This window comes from Pseudomonas sp. B21-059 (assembly GCF_026016285.1).
In the GTDB taxonomy this organism is placed as follows: Bacteria; Pseudomonadota; Gammaproteobacteria; order Pseudomonadales; family Pseudomonadaceae; genus Aquipseudomonas; species Aquipseudomonas danubii.
This window is the reverse complement of sequence record NZ_CP087201.1, coordinates 4,143,372-4,169,527: the sequence shown is the minus strand read 5'-3', so window position 1 is coordinate 4,169,527 and position 26,156 is coordinate 4,143,372. Positions and strand designations below refer to the sequence as shown.

At 65.2% G+C, this 26,156-nt stretch carries 20 protein-coding genes; 14 read left to right on the top strand and 6 right to left on the bottom strand.

Annotated elements, in window-relative coordinates:
* The first annotated feature begins 113 nt into the window (after positions 1-113).
* The 5 genes from LOY69_RS18365 (at position 114) to LOY69_RS18345 (ending at position 6,071) form a co-directional block, all read left to right on the top strand.
* Positions 114-1,121 (top strand): ATP-binding protein, encoded by a 1,008-nt coding sequence (locus LOY69_RS18365; protein ID WP_110596695.1) that lies wholly within the window; start codon positions 114-116, stop codon positions 1,119-1,121.
* A gap of 53 nt (positions 1,122-1,174) precedes the next feature.
* Positions 1,175-1,774 (top strand): vWA domain-containing protein, encoded by a 600-nt coding sequence (locus LOY69_RS18360; RefSeq protein WP_110596696.1) that lies wholly within the window; start codon positions 1,175-1,177, stop codon positions 1,772-1,774.
* A gap of 199 nt (positions 1,775-1,973) precedes the next feature.
* Positions 1,974-3,620, top strand: coding sequence for a phospholipase D-like domain-containing protein (locus tag LOY69_RS18355; protein WP_102881546.1), 1,647 nt, complete (start codon positions 1,974-1,976; stop codon positions 3,618-3,620).
* A gap of 133 nt (positions 3,621-3,753) precedes the next feature.
* Complete coding sequence (locus LOY69_RS18350; RefSeq protein ID WP_265073380.1) at positions 3,754-5,328, top strand: tyrosinase family protein; 1,575 nt, start codon at positions 3,754-3,756, stop codon at positions 5,326-5,328.
* A gap of 5 nt (positions 5,329-5,333) precedes the next feature.
* Positions 5,334-6,071, top strand: coding sequence for a DUF2182 domain-containing protein (locus tag LOY69_RS18345; RefSeq protein WP_265073379.1), 738 nt, complete (start codon positions 5,334-5,336; stop codon positions 6,069-6,071).
* Between the two features lie 74 nt (positions 6,072-6,145).
* Here the strand turns inward: LOY69_RS18345 and LOY69_RS18340 are convergent, their stop codons facing one another.
* The 3 genes from LOY69_RS18340 to LOY69_RS18330 all read right to left on the bottom strand — a co-directional run bounded on the left by LOY69_RS18340 (position 6,146) and on the right by LOY69_RS18330 (position 11,743).
* Positions 6,146-8,170: a hypothetical protein gene (locus LOY69_RS18340; protein ID WP_265073378.1), complete on the bottom strand. Its 2,025-nt coding sequence runs from the start codon at positions 8,168-8,170 to the stop codon at positions 6,146-6,148.
* An 86-nt stretch (positions 8,171-8,256) separates the two neighbouring features.
* Positions 8,257-9,999, bottom strand: coding sequence for a thiamine pyrophosphate-binding protein (locus tag LOY69_RS18335; protein WP_265073377.1), 1,743 nt, complete (start codon positions 9,997-9,999; stop codon positions 8,257-8,259).
* Positions 9,986-11,743 carry a flavin monoamine oxidase family protein gene (locus LOY69_RS18330; RefSeq protein ID WP_102864893.1) on the bottom strand — a complete coding sequence of 586 codons (1,758 nt, stop codon included), beginning with the start codon at positions 11,741-11,743 and terminating at the stop codon, positions 9,986-9,988. Before LOY69_RS18330 ends, LOY69_RS18335 begins: the two co-directional genes overlap by 14 nt.
* A 250-nt stretch (positions 11,744-11,993) precedes the next feature.
* On the opposite strand from LOY69_RS18330, the gene LOY69_RS18325 reads away from it, so the two are divergent.
* The 6 genes from LOY69_RS18325 (at position 11,994) to LOY69_RS18300 (ending at position 18,495) form a co-directional block, all read left to right on the top strand.
* On the top strand, positions 11,994-12,896 hold the full coding sequence (locus tag LOY69_RS18325) for a LysR family transcriptional regulator (RefSeq protein WP_265073376.1): 903 nt from the start codon (positions 11,994-11,996) through the stop codon (positions 12,894-12,896).
* Between the two features lie 161 nt (positions 12,897-13,057).
* A complete protein-coding gene (locus LOY69_RS18320; RefSeq protein ID WP_170003497.1) occupies positions 13,058-14,170 on the top strand; it encodes a tartrate dehydrogenase in 1,113 nt (370 codons plus the stop codon).
* The gene (locus LOY69_RS18315) at positions 14,146-15,624 is read left to right on the top strand and encodes an aldehyde dehydrogenase family protein (RefSeq protein WP_265073375.1); all 1,479 of its coding nucleotides are present in this window, start codon (positions 14,146-14,148) and stop codon (positions 15,622-15,624) included. Before LOY69_RS18320 ends, LOY69_RS18315 begins: the two co-directional genes overlap by 25 nt.
* Before the next feature lie 48 nt (positions 15,625-15,672).
* Positions 15,673-16,431 (top strand): SDR family oxidoreductase, encoded by a 759-nt coding sequence (locus tag LOY69_RS18310; protein ID WP_265073374.1) that lies wholly within the window; start codon positions 15,673-15,675, stop codon positions 16,429-16,431.
* Positions 16,432-16,926: 495 nt separating this feature from the next.
* Complete coding sequence (locus tag LOY69_RS18305) at positions 16,927-17,901, top strand: cyclase family protein (protein WP_110653276.1); 975 nt, start codon at positions 16,927-16,929, stop codon at positions 17,899-17,901.
* Between the two features lie 81 nt (positions 17,902-17,982).
* Positions 17,983-18,495, top strand: coding sequence for a hypothetical protein (locus LOY69_RS18300; RefSeq protein ID WP_265073373.1), 513 nt, complete (start codon positions 17,983-17,985; stop codon positions 18,493-18,495).
* A gap of 24 nt (positions 18,496-18,519) precedes the next feature.
* Here LOY69_RS18300 and LOY69_RS18295 read toward each other — a convergent pair whose 3' ends face one another.
* A complete protein-coding gene (locus LOY69_RS18295) occupies positions 18,520-19,092 on the bottom strand; it encodes a LuxR C-terminal-related transcriptional regulator (protein ID WP_102881534.1) in 573 nt (190 codons plus the stop codon).
* Between the two features lie 145 nt (positions 19,093-19,237).
* Between LOY69_RS18295 and LOY69_RS18290 the strand changes: the two genes are divergently transcribed.
* From LOY69_RS18290 to LOY69_RS18280, 3 genes are read left to right on the top strand one after another with little or no spacing between them, the layout of a single operon-like run.
* A complete protein-coding gene (locus LOY69_RS18290; protein WP_265073372.1) occupies positions 19,238-20,416 on the top strand; it encodes an acetyl-CoA acetyltransferase in 1,179 nt (392 codons plus the stop codon).
* A gap of 2 nt (positions 20,417-20,418) precedes the next feature.
* Positions 20,419-21,960 carry a class I adenylate-forming enzyme family protein gene (locus LOY69_RS18285; RefSeq protein WP_265073371.1) on the top strand — a complete coding sequence of 514 codons (1,542 nt, stop codon included), beginning with the start codon at positions 20,419-20,421 and terminating at the stop codon, positions 21,958-21,960.
* Between the two features lie 43 nt (positions 21,961-22,003).
* Positions 22,004-23,344 carry an MFS transporter gene (locus LOY69_RS18280; RefSeq protein ID WP_102881531.1) on the top strand — a complete coding sequence of 447 codons (1,341 nt, stop codon included), beginning with the start codon at positions 22,004-22,006 and terminating at the stop codon, positions 23,342-23,344.
* Between the two features lie 34 nt (positions 23,345-23,378).
* Here the strand turns inward: LOY69_RS18280 and LOY69_RS18275 are convergent, their stop codons facing one another.
* Positions 23,379-24,548 carry a hypothetical protein gene (locus LOY69_RS18275; RefSeq protein WP_265073370.1) on the bottom strand — a complete coding sequence of 390 codons (1,170 nt, stop codon included), beginning with the start codon at positions 24,546-24,548 and terminating at the stop codon, positions 23,379-23,381.
* 130 nt (positions 24,549-24,678) lie between these two features.
* Positions 24,679-26,094 (bottom strand): amino acid permease, encoded by a 1,416-nt coding sequence (locus tag LOY69_RS18270; protein WP_110596709.1) that lies wholly within the window; start codon positions 26,092-26,094, stop codon positions 24,679-24,681.
* Positions 26,095-26,156: the final 62 nt, after the last annotated feature.

Genomic DNA, 26,156 nt, shown 5'->3' with positions numbered 1-26,156 from the left:
GACGTCACGTGCGACCGCCCCGAACCTCTTCGCGACGGCTCTGCGGTGCCGATCGCAACTTGTAGCAGCCGCCACCCCCTGATGTTTGCACAACCCTTGAGCGAGACCCCGACATGAGCGACACCCCCCATTTTCCGCTGTCCGCCGTGGTCGGCGCCGAAAGCCTGAAACTGGCCCTGTGCCTGACCGCCATCGACCCGAAGATCGGCGGTGTGCTGATCGAAGGTCCGCGGGGCATGGCCAAGTCGACCCTGGCTCGGGGCCTGGCCGATCTCTTGGCCAGCGGCCAGTTCGTCACCTTGCCCCTGGGCGCCACCGAAGAGCGCCTGGTGGGCACCCTGGATCTGGACGCCGCCCTGGGCGAAGGCCGGGCGCAGTTCTCTCCGGGGGTTCTGGCCAAGGCCGACGGTGGTGTGCTCTATGTCGATGAAGTCAACCTGCTGCCCGATCACCTGGTGGACCTGCTGCTGGACGTGGCCGCCAGCGGCACCAACCTGATCGAGCGCGACGGTATTTCCCATCGCCATTCGGCGAAGTTCGTACTGATCGGCACCATGAACCCGGAAGAGGGCGAACTGCGTCCGCAACTGCTGGACCGCTTCGGCCTCAACGTCGCCTTGAGCGGCCAGCCCGCGCCGCAGGAGCGCGGGCAGATCATCCGCCGGCGCCTGGATTTCGACAGCGATCCCCAGGGCTTCTGCGGCCAATGGGCCGAGGCGCAAACGGCGTTGCGCGAGCGTTGCCAGCAGGCCCGAGCGCTGCTGCCGGCCATCGCCCTCGATGACCTGTCCCTGGAGCTGATCACCGAGCGTTGCTTCGCTGCAGGCGTCGACGGCCTGCGCGCCGACCTGGTGTGGTTGCGAGCCGCCCGGGCCCACGCCGCCTGGCGCGGTGCCAGCGCCATCGCCGAGCAAGACATCGACGCGGTCGCCGAGTTTGCCTTGCGCCACCGCCGCCGAGAGACGGCGCCCAGTGCGCCGCAATCGGAGTCCAGCCCCCAGACGCCGGCGTCAGCCAACGCCAACCCCAGTGAAGGCCAGGGCCAATGGGGCGAAATGCCGGCCCAGGCGTTGCCCACCGGCGCCCGGCGTGAAGTGCCCAGCTGGCCAAAAAAGCCCTAGGCATTCGTCCCCGCACTGATCGGGGGGCGGATGCCAAGCCCCGGGCGGGGCACCTGGATCATGGCCGGCAAGGCAAAGGCCGCGAGGCCCGCGCCGGTTCCATCAACTGGCCCGGCACCTTGCTCAAGGGCCGGCCGCGCTTGCGCCAAGACCTGCTGTTTCGCCTGCGCAGCCGCGCGCCCCATGAACTGTGGCTGGTGATCGTCGACGCCTCGGCCTCGACCCGCCGCCACAGCGCCCTGAGCGACGCCAAGGGTTTGCTGGCACAACTGTTCGACGACGCCTACCGCCAGCGCGCGCGCTTGGCCCTGCTTACCGCCAGTGGCCGCGCACCGAGCTGGCAGGTCCAGGGCCTGAAAGCCTCCAAGGACCTGCGGCACTGGCTCGATGGCCTCGGTGCTGCTGGCGGCACGCCCTTGCCACAAGCCCTGAGCGAAGCGGCCCAGTGGCTGGAACAGCGCCAGCGGCGCCTGCCGGCGGAACAGCAGCGCGTACTGCTGATCACCGACGGCCGCCTGAAAACCCTGCCGCTGTTGCAGCCCCTGAACTGCCCGACCCTATTGCTCGACATTGAACGCGGCCCGATCCGCCTGGGCCGCGCCCGCGAACTGGCGACACGCCTCAACGCCGCCTACCACCACCTCGATCTGTAGCCTCTAACCCTCTAATCCTCTAACCCTCTAACCCTGTAGCCGCTGCTGAGCCTGCGAAGCTGCGACCGCCGACGCAGTCGGCGCAAAGGCCCCCAATCCTTCCCAGAAACAACGCGGAGCCTGCCCCTGCGAGCCCTTCGGGCCCGTTCGCAGCCTGCGGCAGCGGCTACACTGCCAGCGCCAACACAGGAGTGAAGCGATGCGGGTACTGGTGCGTAACGATAAGGACGATTTCCGGGTCAAGGCCTATGCCGGGACCAATGGGGTGTTGCTGGCCATGGATCTGGATGCGTCACGGCGCAAGGGGCTGCTGGGCTTCGCCATCGAGAAGCAGGTCGGCAGCAAGCCCTGGCTGTTTCTGTTCAATAGCCTGACCTTCCCCGGCAAGACCCATACCTTCCCCCAATACAACGCCACCCCCAGCGATCAGGCGCCGCTGCAGAAATTTCGCTGGGCCGACTACGCGGTCCGCCCCGGCACCACCCTCAACTATCGGGTGCATCTGGCCTACGGCAGCCCCGATGCGCCGCAACTGGGGGAGGCCCTGGAACTGAGCATCACCGCCGACAACGGCCAGCCGCCGGGGCAGCAGGTGATCTTCAACCGTGCCGTGGCCGCCAGCCAGGCCTTCTCGCGCAAGTTTCCGGAACTGGATGCGTTGCTCAGCAACAACAAGAAACTGCCCATCGAGTCCTGGCCCGACGCCCCGCGGCAATGGCTGGAAAACGGTCTGCTGGAGGCGCTTCTGGGGTTTATCCAGCGCGCCACGGATGCCAGCTGGAGCCTGGACATCGCCATCTACGAGTACCAGTTGCAGGCCGTCGTTGACGCGGTCAACGCCGCCTTCGACCGTGGCGTGCAAGTGCGGGTGCTGTACCACGCCGGCCCCGGGGACGACGACACCACGCAGAACCAGGCCAGCCTGCAGCACCTGCCCGAGCACAGCAAACGTGGGCGGGTGACCCACGGGATCTTCCATGACAAGTTCATCGTCCTCAGCCGCCTCGACGCCGCCGGCCAGCGTCAGCCCGAAGCGGTGCTCTGCGGCAGCACCAACTTCACCGCCAACGGGGTCTACCGCCAGGCCAATGTGCTGCACAGCCTCGATCACCCGGACATTGCCGGGCGCTATCTACAGGTGTTCGAGCAGATCTGGCAGGCGCCGACGGACGTGGGCGCCACCCGCAAATGGCTGACCCAGGACAATCCCATGCAGCCGGATGCGCCGCTGTTCGCCGGTTTTTCCCCGCGCAGGGGGCAGGGCGATCTCAGTGAGTTCGTCGACATCATCAACGGCGCCCGCCGCGACCTGCTGTTCGTCACCGCCTTTGCCTTGCCCGACAGGATTCTCGACGCCTTGCTCGGCCAGCCCCACGACGATGTGCTGCGTTATGGCCTGCAAAACACGGCCAGTCGCATCACCGGCTTCCACGCCGATCGCACCGCCGAGTTTGCCGCCACCGCCTTGCTCAACAAGGGCCTGGAAGGCTGGCTCAAGGAGGGTCTGAAGGGCCAGAGGGGTAACCTGCTGGTGCACACCAAGGCGCTGGTGACCGACTTCACCAGCGAGGCTCCGGTGATCATCAGCGGCAGCCACAACCTCAGCGTCGGCGCCAGCCAGAGCAATGACGAGAACTACCTGATCATCCGTGGCGACACCGATCTGGCGGATCGCTACGGCCTGGAACTGCTGCGCTTCTATGAGCATTACCGGTTTCGCTACTTCGCCAGGCAGTTGGCCCTCAAGCAGGTCCGGCCCCTGGCGGTGGACGACCACTGGAGTGATGACTATTACCTGGAAGGCGACTTGCGCCAGCTGTCGCGCCTGCGTTTTTCCGGGCGCTGAACCGAGCCGCCGAACGGCCTGCCATCGGTCCGCTTTTACCAGGGCCGGGCAGGCAGATTGATATCACCTGATCTAGCGTTGCCAGCGGAGCGAGCGCTCTCTCCGCAACGGAGCCTTTTCAGGGAGATAAATCATGGTTTATATACGGCGTGATGTAGGGAAATTGAGCGGCGATTGGGACCCGACCCTGTTGTGGTATGCCAGGGCGGTTGGCGTCCTGCTCCAGCGCCCGATCACCGATCGCACCAGTTGGCGATTCCTCGCGGCGATTCACGGATTCTCCGAGTCGTGGTGGAGGATGGACGGCTACCTCAAGGCCGGTGAGGCACTGCCCAATGAGGCGGAACAGCTGCTGTACTGGGACCAGTGCCAGCATGGCAACTGGTTCTTCCTGCCCTGGCACCGCGGTTACCTGGCGTCCTTCGAACAGATCGTCCGCGATGTGGTCGTCCAGCTGGGTGGTCCCAAGGATTGGGCGCTGCCTTACTGGAATTACAACGAGGGGCAGCAGTCCCTGCACCTGCCCGCGTGCTTTGCCGCCAAGACCCTGCCAAACAATGAGGGGCCCAACCCGCTGTATGTTGAAAAGCGCTTTGGCCTTTTGGGCGACGGCAACGTCGTGCTCGATGGCAGCCTGATCGGTCTCGGCTGTCTGGACGACCCGAGGTACGAGGGCGGCAGCGAAGGCAGCCCGCCCGGCTTTGGCGGTACCCCGAAAACCCTGCTTAGAAGCGGTGTCACAGGCGGCCTGGAGTCGTGCCCGCACAACGTCGTGCATACCGAAGTCGGTGGCCGCGATCAGGTGCGAACCGCTCCCGACGGTTCTCGGTATACGGTTCGTGGCCTGATGAGCTATCCCAATACCGCCGCGCTGGACCCGATCTTCTGGCTGCATCATGCCAATATCGACCGCTTGTGGCAGGTCTGGCTGGACAGCCCCGAGGAGCACAGCAACCCCGACAAGTCCAACTGGTACAACGGCCCCGACAAACTGAGCCGGCCCTTTATCGTGCCCCAGGTCGATGGCGAACCATGGAAATTCAAGGTGGCGGAGGTGCTCGATACCCTGGCGCCCAGGCTCAACTATCGATACGACACCACGGCTCCCGCCAAGAGCCAGGGCAACCGTCTGCACCAGCGCTTGCAGCGCCTGGGGCTGGCAACCGATCAATTGCAGAACTTCAGCGCCAGCGGAGCATTGATGGCCAAGGAACCGGAAACAGAAGTGATAGGGGCCAATCGTGCGCCGCTGGAAATCGTCGGGCACTCGGTGCAGACCTCAGTGCAACTGGACAAGCAGGGCGCGCAACAGGTGTTCAGCAGCCTGAAGTCGAACCTGTTCGCGGCCAGCTTCACGCCGCCGGACCGGGTATTTCTCAACCTGGAGAATATTCGCGGCAACAGCGATGCGGTGTTGCTGGAGGTCTATGTCAACCTGCCGGCCGATGCCGATCCGGCTCAGCATCCGGAGCTGCGGGCCGGGGTCTTGTCGTTGTTCGGCGTGAGCGATGCCAGTCGTACCGACCACGAGCACGGCGGGCACGGCATCACCGAGGTGTTCGAGATCACCGATATCATCGATGCCCTGCACCTGGGGGGTATCACCTCGGCGGATCAGTTGAATATCCGCCTGGTGTCCAGGGCGGCGGTGCCTGCCGAGGACCAGATCACGGTAGCGCGGGTCAGCCTCACCCGGCTGGGCGGTTGAGGGGCGTGCTACGTGGCCTGCGACCCTTGGGCCAGAACCCGCGTCCCTGGTTGCTGCTGATCAGCCTGGTGGGGTGGGGGTGGTTGCTGGGGTCGACGGCGATGCTGTCGATTCCGGCGTTCTGCGGCAGCCTGTCGTTGTCCGGTTATGCCTTGGGCTGGCGGGGCATCGAGCAGGCGTTGCTGTTCAATCCACCGCAGCAATTGTTGCAGGGCTGGTGGCTGATGCTGCTTGCCATGCTGCCACTGCTGTTGGTGCAGCCCTTGCTCTACGTCTGGCACCGTAGCTTGCGGCGCAAGCGTTGGCAGGGCGTTGCCCTGTTCGTGCTGGGCTTCGGCGCGGTCTGGAGCCTGGCAGGCGTGGTGCTGATGGGGCTGGTGGTGGCGGTCCGGGTGTGGTTCGGCCTGAGTGCGTGGCAGGGTTTTTTCGCCGTGTTGCTGTTGTGCCTGGTCTGGCAGGCCTCGCCGTTCAAGCAACATTGCCTGAACCAGTGCCACCGGCAGCCGCGGATCTGTGCCTTTGGCCTGGGCTATCTGAGGGACTGCCTGGGTTTTGGCCTGTCCGCCGGGGCTTGGTGCGTAGGTTCCTGCTGGCCGCTGATGCTGTTGCCGGTGCTGCTGGAGCAGGGGCATGTGGCGCTGATGCTGCTGGGCATGCTGTGGATGCTCTACGAACGCCTGTTGCGGCCTCGGGGCTTGCGCTGGTACTGGCCCTGGCCTCGTCATCCGCGGGGTTTGTCCTAGTCGTTGCCTGAGGTTGCCCAGGGGCAGGGTCGCCCGCGGTTGCGATCCCGCCCCTGGTAGCCTTTGCCTCAGGCCTACAACCGCGGCGCCGGGCTCACCGTGGCATTGCGCCAGGCGGTTTGCAGTTGTTCTTCGAGCAACGCCGGGACCTGTTTGCCGGGCTGGTTTTCCAGGCTCAGCTTCAGGCCGTTGAGGGAGCGGCCGCTGAGGCGGTTGCCCGCCAGATCCTCACGAAACACCTGTTCCGCCTCGGTATAGCGTTTCTGCGCCAGCAAGGCATAACCCAGGGACTCGCGCAGGGTGTAGTACCAGTCCGGCGGCTCGTTGTAGGCCAGGGCGTCTTGCACCTCCACCGCCTTGCGCCAGGCGGCAATCTGCTGCTCGCCGGCATTGCCGGTCAGGGCCTGCAGGTCAGCGTTGAGGCCCTCTTTGGCGTTGTTGAATACCTGGTTGCCCAGGTTTTTGAGGGCTGCGAGATCCAGTGGGCCGACGGCACGGGTCAGGGCGCGGTCGAGCAGGGTCAGGTTGGCGATGCGCAGCAGCTGCAGCGCGGGATTGTTGCCATATTGCAGGGCGTCCTTGCCGGTCAGGGGCTGGGGCGAGGCGGCGACCGCCTGCCAGAAACCCTTGAGGGCATCGCGGGCCTGGTCCTGGTTCAGGTTCTGGGCGCTCAGTTGCCGGTACGCCAGGGCATAGGCCTTCATCAGTTGGGTGTAGGGCTTGGTCAAGTCCTGCCAGGGCTTGTCCGTTCCCTGGTTGGCCTCGCGGCAGGTCTGGTTGAGGGTGGCCAGGCCGGCGTCGATCTTCGGTTCGATCCGTGCCAGGGCGTCCCAGTCCTCGAAGCGCACGGCGAAGTAGTAGGGCACCGCGTAGAAGTAGTCGCTCTTGGTCTTGAGCTCTTCGGGGTACTGCTGGCAAAGGAAGGGCACGGCCGCGTAGCGGGTGGTGTTCTCCACCAGTTCCTCGGCCATGTTCATGGATTCGTTCTGCCGGCCTTCGATGGACAGGGTCCAGGTCAGGAAGTGGATGTTGTGCCCCAGGTAGTGCAAGGCGTAGGGGCTTTGCGGCTGGACCTGATGGGCGTAGGCGCGGTCCACCGAGACGGCGGTGTAGTTGGCCACGCTGGCCAGGTTGTTGTTGCCGGTGCGCTGGTAGATGTGCGAGGCCATGTGCACCAGATGGCCGATGGCCGGGTTCTGGTCGCGGAAGCGATTGGCCATGGGCAGGCCGCTGTCGGGGAAGGGTGATTCCTCGATGGCGTGGATGTAGAAGTGATTGGCCCCGGTGTGCTGCTGGTCCTGGACCAGCACCCGGTTGAGCACTTGCAGGGCCTCGTAGGCGGCGTCGGTCGGCTTGACCTGATTGGATACGGCCTCGGTGCCGTCCCACCATTTCCACGGGTCGCGGCTGAGCAGGGCGTCGGCGTACAGGGTCGCGGCATCCAGGTCGTCAAAGTAGTCTTCCGACAGTTTTTTCATGGCGTCGGCGTAGCGCTTGTTGCCCTCATCGCCAAGGCTGACCTGGCCGTCCTTTTCGCTATACAGGCTCAGCAGCGCCTTGGCGTAGTCCACCTCGCGCTGCAACTGACGCTGGCTGAAGGTGGCTTGTGCGGCGCTGTCCTTGAGCCGGGCGCTGGCGTGCTCCAGGGCGATCTGAACCGAGCGGTAGGCCAACTGGTTGCAACCGGTGGTGGCGACACTGTTGATGTTGGAGTTGGCCGACAGCGCGATGCCCCAATAGGGCATGGCCGAGCCTTCGTCGAAGCGGCTGGCCTGGTAGAAGGCGCGGATCGCCGCGGAGAAATTGAAACCGTATTGCAGGGCCATGCCCTGGCTGTAGAAGGCCTGGACCTGCTCCGGCTGCTTGAGGCTGACCAGGGGGTAACGGGTGCCGCCCAGGCCCGAGAGCAGTTGGTCGCCCTCGGTGTCCTGGGGGCTGACGCACTTGTGCAGCACTTGCAGGTAGGGCGTGTCCGGCGGCACCGGGGTGAAGCCGCCACTGTGTTCATCGCTGCCGTGGTTCATGGTGTGGGCCAGGGCGCTGGCGCTGGCCAGCAGCAGGCCGGCGGCCAGGGTCGAGCGCAGGAAGGGGACGTCCATGCTGTGTTGCTCCTTGCAGGAAACGCTGGGTTGGAGCCGGCTTGCCGAGGTGTGGGCTGGCAAGCCGGCTCCTGCAGCGCGAGGGTTCAGTCGTTGTCGTTGTCGTTGTCGTGGCTGTGACGGGCGACGAACGACGGGCCGTCCGGCTTGGCCAGGCGCTTGATCTGCGGTGCCAGGTCCTGCCGGGGAATCACCACCTGGATCAGCGCCGGGCGGTCCTTGATCTGCAGCAGTTGCGGCAGCAACTGTTCCAGCCCGGCCCGGGTCGAGACCTTGAAACCCTCGGCGCCAAACCCCTTGGCCAGGGCCAGGTAGTCCCAGGTCGGCAGGGTGTCGAACGGGGCGAACTGGCCGCCGGGTTCGAAGGCATCGATATCGACGAACGCCTGTTCGATGGCGTAGACCTCGTTGCTCATGACGAACACCAGGGCGTTGATCCGGTTGCGTGCCAGGGTCGACAGCGACTGGCAGATCATCATGAAGCCGCCGTCGCCGGCCACCACGATCGGCCGCCGACCGCTGCCCATGGCCACCCCCAGGGCGCAGCCGGTTTCATGGCCCAGGGAACCCCAGATGGCATCGGCGACAAAGCTGTCCCGAGGCAGGCCGTTGATGTTGCTGGCGGCATACAGGGCCGAGCTTTCACCGAGGATCAGGCTGCTGCCCGGCCACAGGTTCTGTTGCCGGGCAAAACCGTCGAGTATCTCCAGGAACAGGTCATAACCCAGTGCATCGTCGGGTGCGCCCTGTTGCAGCAGCGGCGGGCGCGCGGGTTCAGGAACGTGGTTGCGCAGGGGGTAGTCGCTGTCCAGGCCCAGGGCCCCCAGCAGCCGTTGCACGTACTCCGGCAGCGGTACGTGGGGGTAGTACTGCAGGCCGGTGCGGGCCAGTTGGCTGTTGACCAGGATGATCCGGCTGAAGTCCTGGTTCAGCAGTTGCAGGTAGTCGTCGGTGAAGATCACCCCCAGGGCGAGGATGCAGTCCACGTCCTGCATGAAAGCCTGGGTCCACAGGCGCGAAGCGGTGCCGGCGTAGGTGCCGATGAACTGCGGGTGACTTTCGTCGACCACGGTCTTGGCTTCCAGGCTGGTGGTGAAGGGCAGGCCGCTGGCCTCGATCAGGCGCATTACCTGCTCCTGCAGGCCGCAGCGGGCCACCTCGATGCCGAGCATGATCAGCGGCGAGCGGGCGCTGCCCAGGCGCAGCAGGCTGGCCTCGATGGCGGCGCGCATCGAGTCCTCGTCGCAGCGGGCGGGCAGCGGTTGCAGTTCGCCCTGAGGGCGCGGGCAAGGTTCGCCCCAGACGTTCTGCCAGGCTTCCAGGTAGATCGGCCGGCGCTCGCTGATGGCCTTGACCAGCGCCTCGTCGATCAGCGCCGGGGCGCGCAGGCTGTCGTCAAGAATCAGGCTGGCCACGGTCACCGGCTCGAAGACCTTGCGGCCCACATCCAGATCACCTGTGGAGTGGTGGAACAGCACATCCTGGGACCAGATCAGGTCACGGTTCTGCGCCGACGGGCTGGCGCTGATCAGCACCAGCGGATTGCGTTCGACATAGGCGCCGGCAATGGCATTCAGGGCACTGAAGGTGCCGACGCTGTATTGCAGCGATACCGCGCCGATCCCGGTGTAACGGGCATAGCCGTCGGCCGCGTAGGCGGCGGCCATCTCGTTGACTTCGCCCACCGCGTCGATGCCGTCGAAGTCGTCCAGGGCCGACATGAAGTGCGAGACGTAGTCCCCCGGCACCTGGAACACCTTGGTCAGGCCCAGTTGCTGCAGGCGGGTCAGCAGGTAGTCGGCGACGCTGAAGGGGTCATTGCTGGCCATGGGCGATCCCCTCGTAGGCGAACTGGGTGACGCCGTCCAGGGTCTTGGCGCAGTTCTGGCAGGGCAGCGGCTGGTCGCCGGGCAGGGTGCAGCCGTCCGGGGTCGGCACCGGCAGCAGGGCATAGTCCTTGGGCAGCCAGTTGGGGCGCTTGAGGCCAAAGAAATCCTGCAGGGTCGACTCGGCCACGGTCAGCGCGCCTTCCACCCAGCCCTGGCCCATGGAGTAGGCCTCGCCGACGATATGGATCTGCTGGTCGGCCACCGGTTTGCGCATGCGGCACAGGATCTGGTCGATCCGGTAGTTGGCCTTCCATTCGTGCCAGCCGCCGCCATAGGGATCGGCATCCCAGGCGTGGTAGACCGCCGAATAGGGACGTGGCAGCTCCACCTGGTCATGCAGTTGAGTGACTTGCATCTGCGCCACCCGGACCATTTCGTCGCTGACCTGGAACTCGCTTTTGGGCACCACTGCTGCGGCTTGCAACTGCCCGGCGAGGCTGGCCGGCACATGGCCGACAAAGGGCGCACCGCCTTCGAGGCCTTTCCAGAAGGGCACGGTGCCGATGTCGTTGTAGGAGGCCATCAACAGCGAGTTGAGATTCGGCTGGCCGCCGGGCTGTTCGCACTCGGTGCCCATGTAGTAGACCTGGCGCACCGGCAGGTCGGTGACCGAGCGCCCGGCCACCAGCCCGAGGCTACGCCACCAGGGCTGTTCGTAGGCCAGAAACAGCTTGAACGCCGACTGCATCAGCACCGAGCCGAGGTTCTCCTTGAGCCAGGGATCGTCGAACAGCGGCGCATCGATCAGCTCCAGGGCACGACGGGGCATGGCCAGGATGATCTGCTTCGCCTTGACCACCTGGCTGCCGTCGATGTCCCGGGTGCTGCCCTGTTCGGTGACGGTGCTCTGGAAATGCAGGCGATAGGGGAAGTCGCGGTCCTTGGCGTAGCTGATCTGCACCAGGCGCTGGTTCATCTGCACGCGTTGGGCGCCGGGCAAGATTCCCGGCAGCTTGCGGAACTTGGCCTCCAGGGTCAGGGGCAGGCTCTGGAAACCCTTGGTCAGGGTGAGGAACTCGGTGTCGTCGCTGTATTCGGTGGCGGGCAGCTGGGTGACTGCGCTGGCGTTGGCGACGTTGGCGTCGTAGCCGCCGGCGTCCTTCATGAACTGGTAGCCCTCATTGCTCATGACCCGGTACAGCAGGTCCCAGAAGCCGTAGCGCCAGATTTCCTTGCCGAACACCTTGACCTGCATCTGCTGGCACAGGCTGAGCTGGTCGAAGCCCGGGTAGACGTAGTTCATCACCTTGACTTGCAGGTCCTCGGGGCCGAAGCCGCGCTCGGACCAGGCCAGGTCGTAGGGGATCTTGTGTGGCGCTTCCTTGAAGTCGCGATAACGAAAGCGCTTGCCCCGCAGGTAGAACAGGTTGTTCAGCGAGCCCACCGGGGGCGGCGCGCCCATGGGGAATTTCTGGCTTGGCAGGCGCAACTGCTTGACCAGGCTGTCTACCAGCACATGGCCGGTGGGGCCGGGGATATAGCGCATGCCGCCGACTTCCGCGACCACGTTGGGCAGCCCCGGCAGGTTGATGCTGAACAGCCGGCCGCCGATGCGGTCGCCGTATTCGAACAGGCCGATACGCAGTTTTTCACCTTGTTCATGCTGCAGGCGCCAGGCGCTGTAGGTGCCGGACACACCCCCACCGACCACCGCGACATCGAGTTCGAGTTCTTGAGGTTTCATGCTGAAGTCCTTTTCGCTGGGAGGCGGACAGGGAGGTCCGTCGCGACCAGTATTGTCCAGTTTTGGCGAAATGCCAGTTTGCCATTAGTGCATGTTTCGGCCTGTGTATACGGGGCTTTTACGATTATTGTCGGACAATATACGGGCCTGCTGGCGGGGCGCTCTGCGAGGGGCTTGAAGCGTCGCAGCAGCGTTGGACAGGGCGGCGCCAACTGCGTAGTTTTCACGCACTGCGCACAAGGACTCCGCCATGTCTCCGGACCTGACTTCCATCGAGCTGTTTCTCAAGGCCCTGACCCTGGGCAACCTGTCCCGGGCCGCCGAGCAGTCGCACCTGTCGCTGTCGGCCGCCAGCCGGCGTCTGTCGCTGCTGGAGCAACACTTCAAGGTGGCGCTGCTGACCCGCACCTCCACCGGGGTGCAGCCGACGGCGGCGGGGCAGGCCCTGGCCGAACATGCACGCAGCCTCCTGCGGGCGGTGGATGTGATGCACGCTGACCTGGCCGACTTTGCCAAGGGCGCCACCGGCCGGGTCAGCCTGTACGCCAACAGCTCGGCGATGAGCCAGGAACTGCCCCGGCAGTTGACCCAGTGGAGCGACCTGCACCCGGGGATTCGCGTGGACATTCGCGAAGAGCGCAGCCGCGAGATTCTTCTGGCGGTGCGCGACGGCATCGCCGATGTGGGCATCGTCACCACCTTGCCCCAGGCCCGGGACCTGTACTTCAAGCCCTATTGCCGTGACCGCCTGTGCCTGATCGTGCCCCAGGCTCATCCGTTCAAGATGAGCCATGCGCGCTTCCAGGACTTGCTGGGCTACGACTTCGTCGGTCTGGAAGACAACGCCGCCATCACTCCGTTGATCACCGAGGCTGCGGCTGCGGTGAGCATGCCCCTGCGCCTGCGAGTGCAGGTGCGCAGCTTCGAGGCGGTGTGCCGGCTGATCGCCGCCGGGCAGGGCGTGGGGGTGTTGCCCCAGGGCGCGGTGCAGATCTTTCGCAAGGAGATGGCCTTGCGTTTTATCGAAATCGACGACCCCTGGGCCGATCGTCAGATGTTCCTGTGCCGACGCCGGGAGCAACCTTCCCTGGCCAGCCGCGAGCTCTTCGACTACCTGGCTGACTGCGATCGCAGCGCGGCGCCGCCGCTCTAGTCGCGGCCCCCTGGCAGCTTGGCGCCGCGAGCCTTCGAATTTTGCGAAGGCGGTTTCCACAATGAGCAATTCCCCTGGGCGCTTCCCCGTGCCCAGAATGGGCTCGCCCGTGCGCTTGACCTGCCTCGATAACAACAACACGTCAGACCAGGAGATACGGCTTGTCCAGGATCAATCCCGCTGTAAAACCTCCCCATCGCATCGCGGTGATCGCCGGTGACGGCATCGGCCGCGAAGTGGTTCCCGAAGGCCTGCGCGTGCTGGAAGCCGTCAGCCGGCGCTTCGGCATCGATCTTCAGTTCGATCATTTCAACTGGTGCAGCGAGCACTACCAGGCCCACGGCAGCATGATGCCCGAGGACTGGGCCGAGCAGATCGGCGACCACGAGGCGATCTTCTTCGGCGCCGTCGGCGCCCCGGACATCGTCCCCGACCATATTGCGGTCTGGGATTCGCTGCTGAAGATCCGCCGCCAGTTCGACCAATACGTGAATATCCGTCCGGTGCGCCTGATGCCCGGGGTGCCGTGCCCGCTGGCCGGACGGGTGCCGGGGGACATCGATTTCATCGTGGTGCGGGAAAACACCGAAGGCGAGTACTCCAGCGTCGGTGGGCGGATGTGGGAGGGCACCCCGCGGGAGATTGCCTTGCAGGAGTCGGTGTTTTCCCGTCACGGCGTGGACCGGGTGGTGAAGTACGCCTTCGAGCTGGCCAGCCGCCGTCCCCGGCGTAACCTGGTGGCGGCCACCAAGTCCAATGGCATCGCCATCACCATGCCGTTCTGGGACGAGCGGGTGGAGGCGCTGGCCAAGGCCTATCCCCAGGTCGAGACGCGCAAGTTCCACATCGACATTCTCTGCGCGCACTTCGTCCAGCACCCGGACTGGTTCGATGTGGTGGTGGCCTCCAATCTGTTCGGCGACATCCTCTCCGACCTGGGACCGGCCTGCACCGGCACCATCGGCATCGCGCCCTCGGCCAACCTCAACCCCGAGCGTCTGTACCCTTCGCTGTTCGAACCGGTGCATGGCTCGGCGCCAGATATCGCCGGGCTGGGGGTGGCCAACCCGATTGGTCAGATCTGGTCGGCGGCGCTGATGATCGAGCACCTGGGGCAGGGGGATGAGCTCTACCAGCGGGCCGCGGCAGCGATTGTCGCCAGCATCGAGACGGTGCTCGCCGAAGGCCCGCGCACCCGGGAAATGGGCGGCAATGCCAGTACCGTGGAAGTCGGGCGGGCCATAGCCGAATGTCTGGCTGGAAACAGGAACTGATGAACATGAGCCTCGAACACTACATCGACAACCAATGGCAAGCCTCGTCCTGGGCCGAGGACATTCCCGTACTCGACCCCAGCACCGGCATCGCCTATGCGCACATCGCCCGGGGCACCGCCGAGGACATCGACCTGGCGGTGCAGGCCGCGCAACGGGCCCTGGGGGACAACTTCGACGGGCCCTGGGGCAGCCTTTGCGCCCTGGAGCGTGGGCGCCTGCTGGCCCGCCTGGGACACGCAGTGCTGGAGCACCATGAAGAGCTGGCGCAGATCGAGGCCCGGGACACCGGCAAGGCGCTGAAGGTGGCCCGAGCCGACGCCACCGCCCTGGCGCGCTACTTCGAGTACTACGCCGGGGCCGCCGACAAACTCCATGGCGACACCTTGCCCTATCAGGCCGGCTACACCGTGCTCACGGTGCGCGAGCCCCACGGCGTCACCGGGCACATCATTCCCTGGAACTACCCGATGCAGATCTTCGGCCGCAGCATCGGCGCCGCCCTGGCGGCGGGCAACGCCTGTGTGGTCAAGCCCGCCGAGGACGCCAGCCTGTCGCTGCTGCGCCTGGCGGAACTGGCGGCCAAGGTCGGCTTCCCGGCAGGCACGATCAACGTGGTGAGCGGCTATGGCCACGAAGCCGGCGCCGCGTTGTGCGCCCATCCTGGCATCGCGCATATCTCCTTTACCGGTTCCACCGGCACCGGCGCACTGGTGGCCAAGGCCGCCGCCGAACGCCATTGCCCGGTAACCCTGGAGCTGGGGGGCAAGTCGCCGCAGATCGTGTTTGCCGACGCTGATGTGGAGCGGGCGCTGCCGGTGCTGATCAACGCCATCGTGCAGAACTGCGGCCAGACCTGTTCCGCCGGCAGCCGCCTGCTGGTGCAGCGCAGCCTCTATGAACCGCTGCTGGAACGCCTGGCCCAGTGCTTTGGCCAACTGCGCGCCGGGCCCTCGGAGCTGGACCTGGACATGGGCCCGCTGATCAATCAGAAGCAACTGCGCCAGGTGCGCGAATTCGTCCGCGAAGCCGAGGCCGCCGGTATCCCGGTGGCGGCGCGCGGGCAGGTGGTGCCCGAGGCCGGCAACGGCGGCTATTTCCAGGAGGCGGTGCTGTTTCGCGATGTGCCGCCAGACAGCCGTCTGGCCCGGGAGGAAGTGTTCGGCCCGGTGCTGGCGGTGCTGCCCTTCGAGGACGAAGCCGAAGCCATTCGCCTGGCTAACGACAGCGCCTTCGGCCTGGTGGCCGGGGTCTGGACCCGCGACGGCGCGCGGCAATTGCGCATGGCCCACAAGCTGCGCTGCGGCCAGGTGTTCATCAACAACTACGGCGCCGGTGGCGGTGTCGAACTGCCCTTCGGCGGGGTCAAGGCCAGCGGGTATGGCCGGGAGAAGGGCTTCGAGGCGCTGCTGGGTTTCACCACCTTGAAGACCATCGCCATTCGTCACGACTGATGGCCGCCACGACGGCGGCCCATAACAACAAAAACAGGAGTCACTCCCATGCGTCTAGCCAACAAGACTGCCATCGTCACCGGCGCCGGTTCCGGCTTTGGTGAGGGCATCGCCAAGACCTTCGCCCAGCAGGGCGCCCGGGTCATCGTCGCCGACATGAACGCCACGGGCGGCCAGCGGGTGGTGGACGAGATCCGCGCCGCCGGCGGCCAGGCCCACTTCATCGAGGTCAACGTGGCCCAGGACGCCAGCGTTGGCGCCTTGCTGCGCAATACCCTGGAGCACTACGGCGGCCTGGACATCGTGGTCAACAACGCCGGCACCACCCATCGCAACCGGCCGATGCTGGAAGTGGACGAGGCCGAGTTCGACCGGGTGTTTGCGGTCAACGTGAAGAGCATCTATCTGAGCGCCAAGTACTTCGTGCCGCATTTTCGCGGTCAGGGCGGCGGGGTGTTCATCAACATTGCCTCCACCGCGGCGATCCGGCCGCGCCCGGGGCTGGTCTGGTACAACGGCAGCAAGGGCGCGGTGGTAGTGATGAGCAAGACCATGGCCGCCGAGCTCGGGCCGGACAACATCCGTGTCAACTGCGTCAACCCGGTGGTCGGCGCCACGGCCCTGCTCAGTGAGTTCATGGGCGTGCCGGACACCCCGGAGAACCGCCAGAAATTCATGGCGAGCATTCCCCTGGGGCGCTTCTCCACCCCCCAGGACGTGGCCAACGCCTGCCTGTACCTGGCCTCCGACGAAGCCGCGTTCATCACTGGCACCTGCCTGGAAGTGGATGGTGGACGTTGCGTGTGATGATCTGTAAAACCCTCCAGGCCCGCGGGTAATCCGTGCTTTGTGTAGCCGCTGCCGCAGGCTGCGAACGGCCCGCAGGGCCGCAAAGTTCCAGCGGGCGCCGGGGCTTGACGGTTGATCGCCAGGCAAGGCCCTGCGGGCCTTTTCGCAGCCTCGCCGTGGCTCGGCAGCGGCTACAGCCAATGTCAATCCGGACTGGTGTAGCCGCTGCCGCAGGCTGCGAACGGCCCGCAGGGCCGCAAAGTTCCAGCGGGCGCCTGGGGTTGACGGTTGATCGCCGGGCAAGGCCCTGCGGGCCTTTTCGCAGCCTCGCCGTGGCTCGGCAGCGGCTACAGCCAGTGTCAATCCGGGCTGGTGTAGCCGCTGCCGCAGGCTGCGAACGGCCCGCAGGGCCGCAAAGTTCCAGCGGGCGCCGGGGCTTGACGGTTGATCACCCAAGCAAGGCCCTGCGGGCATTTTCGCCCGTTTCAACCCAATCAATGGAGTGCATTCGACATGTGTGGGATCGATAACAACACCAGCCACCCCAATACCAAGCAGCTGCTTGAAGGCCTGCCAAAGAACTGGGGCAAGTGGGGCCCGGACGACGAGGTCGGCGCCCTCAACTACCTGCAACAGGCCGAGGTGCTGCGCGGTGTTGCTGCGGTGCGCCAGGGCAAGACCTTCACCCTGCAGGTGCAGATCGGCCACCCCGGCGGCGACCCGATGTGGCCGGCGCGCAACCCCTCGATGCGCTTCAACACCCTGGACCGCAGCCACTATCAGGCCGGCAAGCAGCCGTCCATGACCGGGGGTGCCGAGTACTGCGACGACGTGATCTTCATGCAACTGCAGGGCTCGACCCAGTACGACGCCCTGGGCCACGCCTGGTACGACAACCAGTTGTGGAACGGCTACGACGCCAGCAGCACCGTCGGCGGCATGGCCAAGGCCAGCGTGCTGCCGATTGCCGAGCGCGGCGTGGTGGGTCGCGCGGTGCTGATCGACATGGCCCGGCACCGCGGCAAGAAGTACCTGGGCCGCGGCGAAACCTTCAATCACCTGGACCTGCTGGCCGCCGCCAAGGCCCAGGGCGTGGCCATCGAGAAGCGCGACATCCTGATCATCCGCACCGGTTCCATGGGCGCCTTCTACGAATACGGCAAGACCGAGTTCTTCAAGGACCTGGTGGAGCCGGGGCTGACCTACAGTCGCGAACTGGTGGACTGGTTCAACCAGATGGAAATCCCCAATCTGGTGACCGACACCATCGCCAACGAAGTGATCACCGACCCGGTGTCCGGGGTGCAGATTCCGCTGCACTGCGCGTTGATGCGCAACCTGGGGATCGCCTTCACCGAGATCGTGCTGCTCGAAGACCTGGCCGAGGATTGCGCCGCCGACGGCCAGTGGACCTTCCTCTACACCGCCGCGCCGTTGAAGATCGTCGGCGGCAGCGGGGCACCGGTGAACCCCATCGTCATCAAGTAACCGGCGCTTGCTGGTGGAGAGGCGGGCGCAGGGTTTATCCTGCGCCCCCTCACCAAGACCGATAGGGATCATCGACCGATCATGCATGACGATTCGCACTCGCCGGACTGCAGCTGCTGCCTGGATCACGCCAATGCCCATCAGGGCGTACTCGATACCCTGGGGTTGATGGCCGACCACCCCGAGGCCAGCGAGGACGACATCGTCCAACTGCTGCAGGCGCGTGGCTACTCGGCCATCGCCGCGGAAAAACTCAACGCCTTCGTGCCATCGGCCCTGGCCTGGATCGTGCTCAAGCGCCTGGGGGTGAAACACCTGCCCAACCACTTCATCGCCCTGGATGAGAAGGGTGAAGAGGTCCGGGTTCCGGTGGCCGGCCAGCACTACTTCACCGCCGCGCTGACCCTTGCCTACGACACCTTTGAAAACGGCTGGAGCGAGGTGCTGCCGCGCAAGACCTACGAGCTCGTCGCCAACAGAAGCGCCGAAATGGCCGCTGCCAATCAGCTGCTGTTTGCGGGTGAATCACTGCAGGGCACCACGCTGGGGGCTTCGCGTCTGCTGCGCATGAGCGCCAGCGAGCTGCTGGCTTAGCGGCAGGCGCCGCTGGGTGGCGCTTCAACGGATGTAGATGATCTTCGACACCAGCTCGGCGCTGTTCTTGGCCTGCAGCTTCTTCATCAGGCGCGCGCGGTGCACCTCCACCGTGCGATGGGAAATCGCCAGTTTGCGCGCCACTTCCTTGCAGGTCAGGCCGTTGACGATGTGCAGGGAAATTTCCCGCTCGCGAGGGGTCAGGCGCACGGTCGGCGCCAACGGCCGGTCCAGGCGTTCGAAGTGCCAGATCATCAGCCCGAACGGATCGTCCGGGGTCAGGGAAAAGCCGTGGGCCCGGGCCCAGAACACTTCGCCGTTGCGGTGCTGCATAAAGCGTTCGTCCGTGTAGGACGCGCCCTGGCCGTTGCGCAGCCAGTGTTCGCTGCGTTCGCCAATGCTCTGGTAATCGGCCTGGGAGGGATACAGCAACAGGGTCAGGTGATCCAGCAGCTGTTCGCGCTCATAGCCGAACAGGCGCAGGAAGGCCTGGTTGCAATCGAGCATGCGCCGATGCCCGGTGATCAACTGCGGTGCGGGTGAAACCTGAAAGGCCAGGCGCTCGAGGTCCTGGAGCTGCTGGGCATATACGGTCATGGGGCATCCTGCCTCGTGGAAGTCGGTGCGCCGCTCTGGCGAGCGGGGTACTACTTACTGCTGTACGTAGTTGCCCCAACTAGCGTCTGATTTCGGCGCTCGCCATTGTATGGAATGCCCGCTTCAAGCACAGAAGAAAATCACCATGACCCATGCTTCCGTATCCATTGTTGCTGCTGCCCACACGTCTTTCGGCCGTCTGCAGGGTTCGACCCTCGAGGACCTGATTGTCCAGGTCACTCGTGAAGCCCTGGCGGATGCTGCGATTGACGCCGCCGAGATCGACGCCCTGTTCCTCGGACACTTCAACTCAGGCCTGGTGCCGGACGGTTTCCCGGCCTCGCTGATGCTGCAGGCCGACCCGCAATTGCGCTTCAAACCGGCCACCCGCTGCGAGAACGCCTGCGCCTCGGGCTCGGCGGGGATTCAGGCCGGGGTCAACGCGATCCGCAGCGGCGCCGCTGAACTGGTGCTGGTGGTGGGGGCGGAAAAGATGACCGGCAACTCCACCGCCGAGGTCACCCAAGCCCTGGCCGGAGCCGGTTACCAAAATGATCCGCAGGAGGCCGGCCTGAGCTTTGCGCAGCTGTTTGCCCGGGTCGCGCAGCAGTACACCGAGCGCTACCACAGCCCGCTGGCCTCGATGGCGGCGATTGCGGTGAAGAACCACGCCAATGCCATGGCCAACCCGCTGGCGCAGATGCATCGGCCGATGGACTTCGAGCATTGCAACAATGTGTCCCAGAGCAATCCGCTGATCGCGCCGTCGCTGCGCCTCACCGACTGCTCGCTGATCAGTGACGGCGCGGCGGCCATTGTCCTGGCGTCACCGCAGCGCGCCCGCTCGTTCCGGCGCGAGGTGGCGATCCGCTCCCTGAGCCAGGTCAATGACCTGCTGCCGATGGCCAGTCGCGACATCCTCGCCTTCGACGGCCCGCAGCGGGCCATCCACGGCGCCTTGCGCGAGGCCGGGGTGAGCCTGGGGGACATGAACTTCGCCGAGGTCCATGACTGCTTCACCATCGCCGAGCTGTTGATCTACGAGGCCATGGGCCTGGCGCCCAAGGGCGAAGGCCATCGGGCGCTGGATGAGGGCATCGTGCGCCAGGGCGGTCGTTTGCCGGTCAACCTGTCCGGTGGGCTCAAGGCCAAGGGCCACCCGGTGGGCGCCACCGGGGTCTCGATGCATGCCCTGGGCTTTCGCCAATTGATCGGCGAGCCCATTGGCCTGGGCGTGCCCCGTGCCGAGTTCGGCTTGCTGTTCAACATGGGCGGGATGGCGGTGGCCAACTACGCCTCGGTCCTGCAAGCGGTCAGGACCTGAGCATGAACATCGCTCATTGGCTGCTGGATGCGGCTCAACGCTGGCCTCAGCGTCCAGCGTTGTTCGAGGGCTGCCGCCAGGTGGCCGACTATCAGGACTTCGCAACCCGGGTCCGGGCTCGGGCCCTGCAGTTGCGCCACGGCCATGGCATCGCCCCGGGGGAGCGGGTGGCGTTGCTGATGAAGAACAGTTGCGACTACCTGGAACTGCTCTACGCCATCTGGTGGAGCGGGGCGGTGGCGGTGCCGGTCAACAGCAAGCTGCATCCGCGGGAGGCGGCCTGGATCGTCGGCAACGCCGGGGCTCGGGCGATCTATACCGACAGCGGGCGGACTTTCGAGCTTAAGGACTTGCCGGACAACTGCCGCGAGTTGCCCGGTTACGCCAGCCCCGCGCCGGCGCCAGCCCCGGACCACGAGCTGCTGGAGCCCTGTCCGCGCAGGGACGATGATCTGGCCTGGCTGTTTTACACCTCGGGCACCACCGGCCGTTCCAAGGGGGTGATGCTGTCGCACGGCAACCTGATGGCCATGTCGCTGTGCTACCCGCTGGATGTGGACCCGGTGCAGGCCACTGATGCGGTGGTCTATGCCGCGCCGATGTCTCACGGGGCCGGGCTCTACAACTTCATTCACGTGCGCTGCGGGGCCCGGCATGTGGTGCCGGAGTCACGGGGGTTCGATGCGCAGGAGCTGTTCGGGTTGGCGCAGGAACTGGGGCAGGTCAGCCTGTTTGCCGCCCCGACCATGGTCAAGCGCATGGTCGAGCAGGCCCGGCAGCAAGGCTATGACGGCGCGGGGATCAAGACCCTTGTCTACGGTGGGGCCCCCATGTACCTGGCGGACCTGGGCCAGGCCCTGGATACCTTCGGCCCGCGGTTGGTGCAGATCTACGGCCAGGGCGAGTGTCCGATGACCATCAGCGCCCTGTCCCGGGAGCAGATCGCCGACCGCGAGCACCCCGACTGGCCCGCAATCGCGGCCTCGGTGGGGCGGCCGCAGTCCTGTGTGGAGGTGCGGATAGTCGATGCCGATGGACAGCGCCTGGGCCCCGGCGAACCCGGGGAAATCGCTGTGCGCGGGGCCCCGGTGATGCACGGCTACTGGGACAACCCATCAGCTACTCAGGCGACCCTGGTGGACGGCTGGTTGCTCACCGGCGATATCGGCTTTCTCGACAGTCGCGGGTTGCTGACCCTCACGGACCGCTCCAAGGACGTGATCATTTCCGGCGGCAGCAATATCTACCCACGGGAGGTGGAAGAGGTGCTGATGCAGCATCCCGGGGTGTTCGAGGTCTGCGTGGTGGGGCAGGCGGATGCCGAGTGGGGCGAGTCGGTGGTGGCTTTCGTGGTGCTGCGCTGCCCAGGCGGCCTCGATGCTCAGGCACTCAACCAATGGTTCGTGACCCGCATGGCCTCGTTCAAGAAGCCCAGGAAATACCTGTTTTGCCGCGAGCTGCCCAAGAACAGCTACGGCAAGATTCTCAAGACCCGCTTGCGCCAGTGGTTGCAGGACCCCACAGGGTCCATCGCCGACCTCTGAAAGATTTTTTCCATGGACAGCAATACGACAGGAGTCTCCCAACATGGACATGACCTCTTGCAACCCCCAGCGCCAGCGGCGCCGGGCCTTTATCGGCGCGACCTCGGGCCACTTGATCGAGTGGTACGACTACGGCGTCTATGGGTTCCTGGCGCTGTACATCGGCAAGGCGTTCTTCGTCTCCGATGACCCCACCAGCAGCCTCTTGGCGAGCTTTGCGGCCTTTGCCCTGAGCTTTTTCATCCGTCCCCTGGGCGGGCTGTTCTTCGGCCCCCTGGCGGACAAGATCGGGCGGCGCAAGACCCTGATCACCGTACTGATGCTGATGGCCGGTTCCACCTGCCTGCTGGGCCTGCTGCCGACCTACGCCAGCATCGGCATCGCCGCGCCGATCCTCCTGGTGCTGATCCGCTGCGTGCAGGGGTTTTCCGCCGGAGGCGAGATCGGCACCATCACCAGCTTCATTTCCGAGTACGCCGGGCCCGGGCGCCGGGGCTTCGCCACCTGCTGGCTGATGGTCACCGCGGTGCTCGGCCTGTTGCTGGGCGGCGCCGTGGCCAATGGCATGACCTGGGCCCTGGGGGCCGAGTTGATGCAGGACTGGGGCTGGCGAATTCCGTTCCTGATCGCCGGCCCCCTGGGGTTCATCTCGCTGTACATCCGCCTGAAGCTCGAAGACAGCCCGGAGTTCCTGGCCCTGGTGCACGCCGGAGAGACCTCCAAGGCACCGCTGCGGGAGGTCTGGCAGTGGAAGCGCTCGATTGCCCTGGTGTTCTTCATCATCACCCTGCACAGCTCGATCTTTTACCTGGTGCTGACCTTCGCCTCGACCTACATGTCCAACACCCTCAAGTTCGACAGCGGCACTACCTTGCTCTATGTGTTCGTCGCCAGCCTCTCGGCGGCGCTGGTCATGCCCCTGGGCGGCGCCTTCACCGACCGCTACGGACGCAAGCCGTTCCTGATGGTGATCGGCACCCTGGCCACCCTGGCCATGTACTGGTTCTTCAAGTCGGCGCCCAACGCCACCCCGGCCACGCTGTTCTGGCCGCTGATGGCGGTGGCGATCCTGTTCGGACTCTACGCCTCCTCGACCTATGCCCTGATGAGCGAACTGCTGCCGACCCGCATCCGCTCCACCGGGATTGCCGTGGCCTACAACATTCCCGTGGCGGTGTTCGGTGGCAGTGCACCGCTGATCTCCACCTGGCTGATCAAGCTCACCGGAGACATCACCTCGCCCTGGTATTTCTACGTGGCCACCGGGGTGGTGTCCCTGATTGCCCTGGTGGTGCTGCGCAAGGAGGACTTTGTCGCCTGCGCTCCTGGCTTGCAGAACCAAGACAGCCTGGCACCCTCGTTGATGGTCAACCCGGCGCCCTGAGCCTGCGGCCTGGGGGTTCAGCAGTTGGGGGGATTCAGGAGCCTTGGGGTTTCCAGCATGCCGCCGGTGGCGCGGCACCGGCACAGGCGCGGTTTTGGCCATACAGCGGTTTTGCCGGCTTGCGGGTTACCGCGCTGTTGCGGGTCCTGATGCAGGTGCGGGTATAGCGGTGCATCTGGTTCAGCGCCAGGTTGCGCAGCCCCTTGGGGCAGATCAACAGGGCCTCGCCGAAAGAGAAGAGTTGAAAGCCTTGAACTTCCAGGCGCCGCTCAGAGGTCTGGCGGGTGTTCCACATCAGTGGGTCCAGGTCATGCAGTTCGAGGTCATCGTGCAGCACGAATCGTTCGATTCCGTCCTGACGCACATCCAGGCTGCCGGCGGCCTTGTAGGTGATCTGGCTCATGGCTCCGGGCAGCACCAGAAGAAAGGCTGCGGTCAGGAGCAGGGTGCACATCAGGGCATAGAAGACCCGTTTGTAGGGACTACCGGCCTTGCAGTAGAAGAACACGATGGGCAGCAAGGAGAAGAGCAGCCCCAGGAAGTTCAACAAGGCCGGTAAGTGTGGCGAGTCATTGGACACTTCGTTGTTGTAGGCATTGATGATCAGCAGGCTGGTGAAGATCCCCGAGATCACCGTGCCCAGCAGGCAGAGTGTCAGGGTCACGAACAGGCCACCCCAGGTGCCCCTGCCCGCAGCGGGGTGTTTCTCCAGACTGCTGTGGATCACGCGTTTGAACGCGGGGCGTGACATCACCAGCGCTGTCACCAGTACCACCACCGCCACCAGTATCAGCGACGCCAGTGCCTCACCCAGATGCACGTAGTAGCTGAGCACGATCAGGGTCAGGAAGCCTGCCAGGACCGGCAAGGTCAGCCATACCACCACATCGTTCATGTGTTCTGGAGTGTTGCGAAACACATCGTTTGCCAGCCCGAACAGCAGGGTGGTGACCGTAAGCAGCAGCAAGTAGATCAGCATGAGAAACAGCACCATGACCAGCCAGACCACCAGCGCCGATCTGGCATCGATGGAGGCCATGAACAGGTCGGTGCGGCCGATGGCCCGGGTGTACATGTACAGGCTGAACAGCCCCAGCGCGGCGGCGCTCAGGCCGATGACGGTGCCGATCTGGCTCCAGTAGTTGAGGACGCGTTTGAGGTTTTTCCTGAACACCTCTTCAAAGGTGGGTCCTGCGACTTGCATGTGAGCACTCCCTGGCAACGGCGATGGCGGCGGGAGTAGAACAAGACGAGGGGGGCTCTGTCGATGCTTTTGCACGCAGGACCGGGCTCCGACAGGGCCGCTCCCTGGCCAAGTCTTTCAGGCTCGCGCCTCAGCGGTATTGCGCCGCCGCTTGCACTGGTGTCCGCCCCTTGCGCCCGGCCGTCAGGCGATAGGCAATGGCCAGCCAGACGAACCACGCCGGCATCACGCACAGGGCCAGGCGGGTATCCGGGCGCAGGGCCAGCAAGGCCAGGACGAACAGCAGGAACGCCAGGGCGAACCAGGCCATGGGCACGCCGCCCGGCATCTTGTACTGGGAACCGGCGTGCAGTTCAGGGTGCTTTTTGCGGTAGGCGATGTAGGACGCGAGGATGGTCGACCAGGTGAAGATCACCAGGATCGCCGACACCGTCGACACCAGGGTGAAGGCGGTCATCACCTCCGGAACCACGTACAGCAACAGCACCCCCAGCAGCATCAGCAGGCTGGTGAAGGCCAGGCTGATCACCGGCACGCTATGCCCTGACAGGCGTTTGAACACGCGTGGTGCGTTGCCCTGGTCCGCCAGGCCGAAGAGCATGCGACTGGCGGAGAACACGCCGCTGTTGGCCGAGGAAGCCGCGGAGGTCAGCACCACGAAATTGACGATGCCCGCCGCAGCCGGGAAGCCGGCGATCAGGAACAACTCCACGAACGGGCTCTTGCTCGGCGACACCTGCTGCCAGGAGGTCACGGCGATGATGCATGCCAGGGCCAGCACATAGAACAGGATGATGCGCAGCGGAATCGCGTTGATGGCCTTGGGCAGGGTCCGGCGCGGGTCGCGGGTCTCCGCCGCGGCGGTGCCGATCAGCTCGGTGCCGGCAAAGGAGAAGATCGCCATCTGGAAACCGGCGAAGAAGCCCAGCAGGCCGTTGGGAAAGGCGGCCTGGCGGTCCAGCAGGTGGTTCAGGGAGGCGCTCACCCCGGACGGCGAGACAAAGGCGGTGGCGATCAGCACCAGGCTCACCGCGATCAGAGTGACCACGGCGATGATCTTGATGATGGCGAACCAGAACTCCACCTCGCCGAACAGTTTCACCGTCAGCACGTTGAGGGCGAACAGGGTCAGCATCATGGCGATGGCGGGAACCCAGGCCGGTACATCGGGGAACCAGTACTGGAAGAAACCGCCCACCACCACGGCATCGCCCACCACCGCGACACTCCAGCTCAGCCAGTAGGACCAGCCGAGGAAGAACGCCGCCTGGGGCCCCAGATAGGCACCGGCGAAATCGGCAAAGCTCTTGAAGTTCAGGTTCGACAGCAGCAGCTCGCCCATGGCGCGCATCACCAGGTACACGAACAGGCCGATGATCATGTAGATCAGGATGATCGAGGTGCCGGACATGGCGATGATCTTGCCCGAGCCCATGAACAGCCCGGTGCCGATGGCGCCGCCCATGGCCATGAGCTGGATATGACGGTTATGCAGGGTGCGTTGCAGCGTCGGGTGCTCGCAGGCCCCGAAGGTATCTGGAATCATCACAAAACCTCTTGATTTTATAGTTGTCGAGTTTTGGCAGTGGAAGGTCGTTGGGGGGCTGC